This window comes from Bilophila sp. 4_1_30, assembly GCF_000224655.1.
Taxonomy (GTDB): Bacteria; Desulfobacterota; Desulfovibrionia; order Desulfovibrionales; family Desulfovibrionaceae; genus Bilophila; species Bilophila wadsworthia.
Map to the genome: position 1 here is coordinate 204,954 of NZ_JH114234.1, position 2,586 is coordinate 207,539.

4 protein-coding genes are annotated in these 2,586 nt (G+C 65.5%); 1 reads left to right on the forward strand and 3 read right to left on the reverse strand.

Going from position 1 to position 2,586, the window contains the following annotated elements; genetic code table 11:
* On the forward strand, positions 1–207 hold a 207-nt coding region (locus HMPREF0178_RS22680; protein ID WP_232281314.1), incomplete at its 5' end, for a hypothetical protein.
* Here HMPREF0178_RS22680 and HMPREF0178_RS17075 read toward each other — a convergent pair.
* The 3 genes from HMPREF0178_RS17075 to HMPREF0178_RS17085 are packed head-to-tail and all read right to left on the reverse strand — an operon-like array spanning position 191 to position 2,406.
* Entirely contained in the window at positions 191–505 is a 315-nt protein-coding gene (locus HMPREF0178_RS17075) for a hypothetical protein (protein WP_009381088.1), read from the reverse strand. The two genes, HMPREF0178_RS22680 and HMPREF0178_RS17075, sit on opposite strands and share 17 nt — an antisense overlap.
* 10 nt (positions 506–515) lie before the next feature.
* Positions 516–1,931 (reverse strand): phage tail tube protein, encoded by a 1,416-nt coding sequence (locus HMPREF0178_RS17080; protein ID WP_009381089.1) that lies wholly within the window; start codon positions 1,929–1,931, stop codon positions 516–518.
* A 16-nt stretch (positions 1,932–1,947) separates the two neighbouring features.
* The gene (locus HMPREF0178_RS17085; RefSeq protein WP_009381090.1) at positions 1,948–2,406 is read right to left on the reverse strand and encodes a hypothetical protein; all 459 of its coding nucleotides are present in this window, start codon (positions 2,404–2,406) and stop codon (positions 1,948–1,950) included.
* Positions 2,407–2,586: the final 180 nt, after the last annotated feature.

Sequence of the window (2,586 nt, forward strand, 5' to 3'; positions counted from 1 at the left end):
AAGCCGACGCGCCATTGCGTGCCGCTGGCGCAGGCCAGCCGGACCGCCGGGATGTTTGCGTCAAGCAGGGGCGGCTCGCGTTTGTCGCAGTCGCCGCAGGGGGCAGGTTTCCCGCGTTTCCGGCAGCGCCGGACGCAGGCCGCGCAGTATCGCGCGCGTCCCGCGTCCCCCGCCCAGCGCCACCAGCGTTTCAGTTTCCCTCTGTGACTTCCGGCTGCTCCAGTTTGGCGCAGAAGGTTTCGATTTCGAGGATGTCGCGCAGGTCGAGGCTGTCCCGGAGTCCGAAAAAGCCCTCGACGCACAGCGACAGGCGGGCAATGCGGAAATCCATGACGCTGCGCTGGGCAAGGGCCTCAGCCGCGACGCTGTTCCCGGATGCGGAAAGCTCGGCGATGGATTCAAGGCTTTCGATGCGTCGGCGTTCGGCCTCTTCCCATTCGGCAAAGGTGCGCCCGCGAAGCCCGACGGTTTTCCCGCTGGGGAGCTTGTGCGAGGTGAATTCCATGTTTCCTCCGTTACGCGTAGGATTCCACGCGGTTGACGAGTTCAACGGCCATGACGGCATCGCCCTTGTCCACAAACGGCATGACCGTCACCGTCTGCATGAGCCCTTCCTTGCCGCTGATGGCCGCCCCTTCCGCGTCCAGTTCCGTTTCGGGGTAGCGGAACCACACTTCGTCACCGGTCACGGCGCAGATGCCCACGGCAAAGGAGACGGTGGAAGCGTCTTCCGAAAGCTGCTGGAACGTTTCGGATTCGAGGAAACAGGTCAGCGTGCTTTTGCACTCGGGGTCGCCTTCGGGCATCCGGCTGTACTGCCCCATATCGCCCACGGCGGCCTTGGCTTCAATGCCGAACGCATTGGACAGGTCGCCGCTTTCGACCTCGCCCCGGCGCACGCCGTTGATCCACACGGAGGTTTCGATGTTGTCGAAGGGAACGGCGGGCGGCGAGAGCGGGCTGGCGTCCAGCGGTTCGGCGGCTCCGCTTTCCCGGCCCACCACGAAGTCGAGGGAAAACTTCAGCTCGTCGTCCCCGCCGAAGTTGAAGTTCAGGCCGTTGACCTTGCAGAAGGCAAAGCGGCGGTAGGGCTTTTCAGCCGCGCCTGTTTCGAAGTCGAGGTATTTTTCCATCGTCAGGGTCGGCTGGCGTTTCGGCAGCGCGAAGGCGTGGCGGTAGAACACGGGAACGGCAATGGCGGAACCGTCAAACGTCTCTTCGGTGAAACTCGCGGTGATGACGAGCCGCCCGTTTTCCGTCCCTTCTTGCAGGACGTGCGTTCCGTCGTAGCTTGTGGAGCCGGAAATGGTGATTTTTTCCCCGGCGTTCAGGGCATGGATGCCGCCTTCCACGGGCAAGGCCACCTTGCCGCCGGAGAGCGTTTTTGCCGCTCCGGAGAGCACGCAGACGCGGCCCCGGTGCAGGGTTGCCCCGGAAAGGGCTTCGGCCTTGTACGGGGCCTCGATCACCACTTCGTCGGCGGTGACGCCGGGCGCGACGCGGTAGGTGCCGTCGTAGTTCGCAGATCCGGTGACGGAAACCACGGCGTCCTGCACGAAGCCGTGCCCGGCGCAGGGCAGGCCGACCAGCCCGTCGCCCTTGTCCGTCACGGCTCCGGAAAGCGCATTTCCGGCGCCGTCCGCCGTGGTCGCCGGCGCGCCGCACAGGGCCCGGATGATGTAGCCGAGCTGAGGCGCATACGATGCGCTTTCCAGCGAGCCGGAGAGGTTCGCCATGCCCGCGTAGGGCTTGCCGCTGCCGCGTGCGTCCCGGATGACGGAGCGCTGCTTTTTCGAGCTGCCGCGCCTGAAGTCTTCCGAGGCGAAGGCCAGCCGCACGCCGGACGTGCCGGCGGCGACCTTGCCGGGGGCCTCTTCCATGTACAGCGTCAGCGAGCACGCGCCGCCGGAAACCTGTTGATACTGAGGCATGTTTCCTCCTGAAAGGTTAGAACCGCCTGCCGACGGGCAGGCTTTCGGTTGCGGTCAGCGTGGCGTCGAGCATGACCAGAGGATAGCCGGCAAGATGATACTCGGCGGAAACATCCCCGAGCGACACGCCCGGCACGGCCTGTTCAATGGTTTTCCTGACCAGCTCCCAGACTTCGGCGAGCCGGAGCGTCCCGGTCATGAGCATGACGCCTTCGCGGTTTTCGAAGCCTTCTTCGCTCAGCCCGATGAGCAGGCCGACTTCGTGTTCGTTCGCCTTGCGTCCCGGCCCGGTGGTGACGGCATCCGGGAACAGCGCGATGAACGGCGCGTCGCTCTCGTCGGGCGGGCGGCGCATGTCCACGCCCACGCGCAGGGCGACGGCCTTGCCGTAGTGGTCTTGCGACCACCGGCGCAGCGTCCGGCTGGACGCGAGGGCCGTCGCCCAGAGCGTGGCGATTCCAACGGTTGTGTGCACGGAAGACTCCTTTTTCGCGGGAGGATAGACGCAAAAAAAAGATTTCCGGCAAACGGGGTTAACGCGGCGTCGGGAAGGATGGAAAACGGTTAACGGAATGGGGTTCAGGGCATGTCCGGCGAGAATGCCCCATTGCCGCGCAGGGCGTCGAGCGCGCGGCGGGCCAGCGTCCGGCTGTGC

Coding starts and splice junctions, on each gene's coding strand:
- HMPREF0178_RS17075 (WP_009381088.1), bottom strand. CDS start 505: ATGGAATTCACCTCGCACAAGCTCCCCAGCGGGAAAACCGTCGGGCTT.
- HMPREF0178_RS17080 (WP_009381089.1), bottom strand. CDS start 1,931: ATGCCTCAGTATCAACAGGTTTCCGGCGGCGCGTGCTCGCTGACGCTG.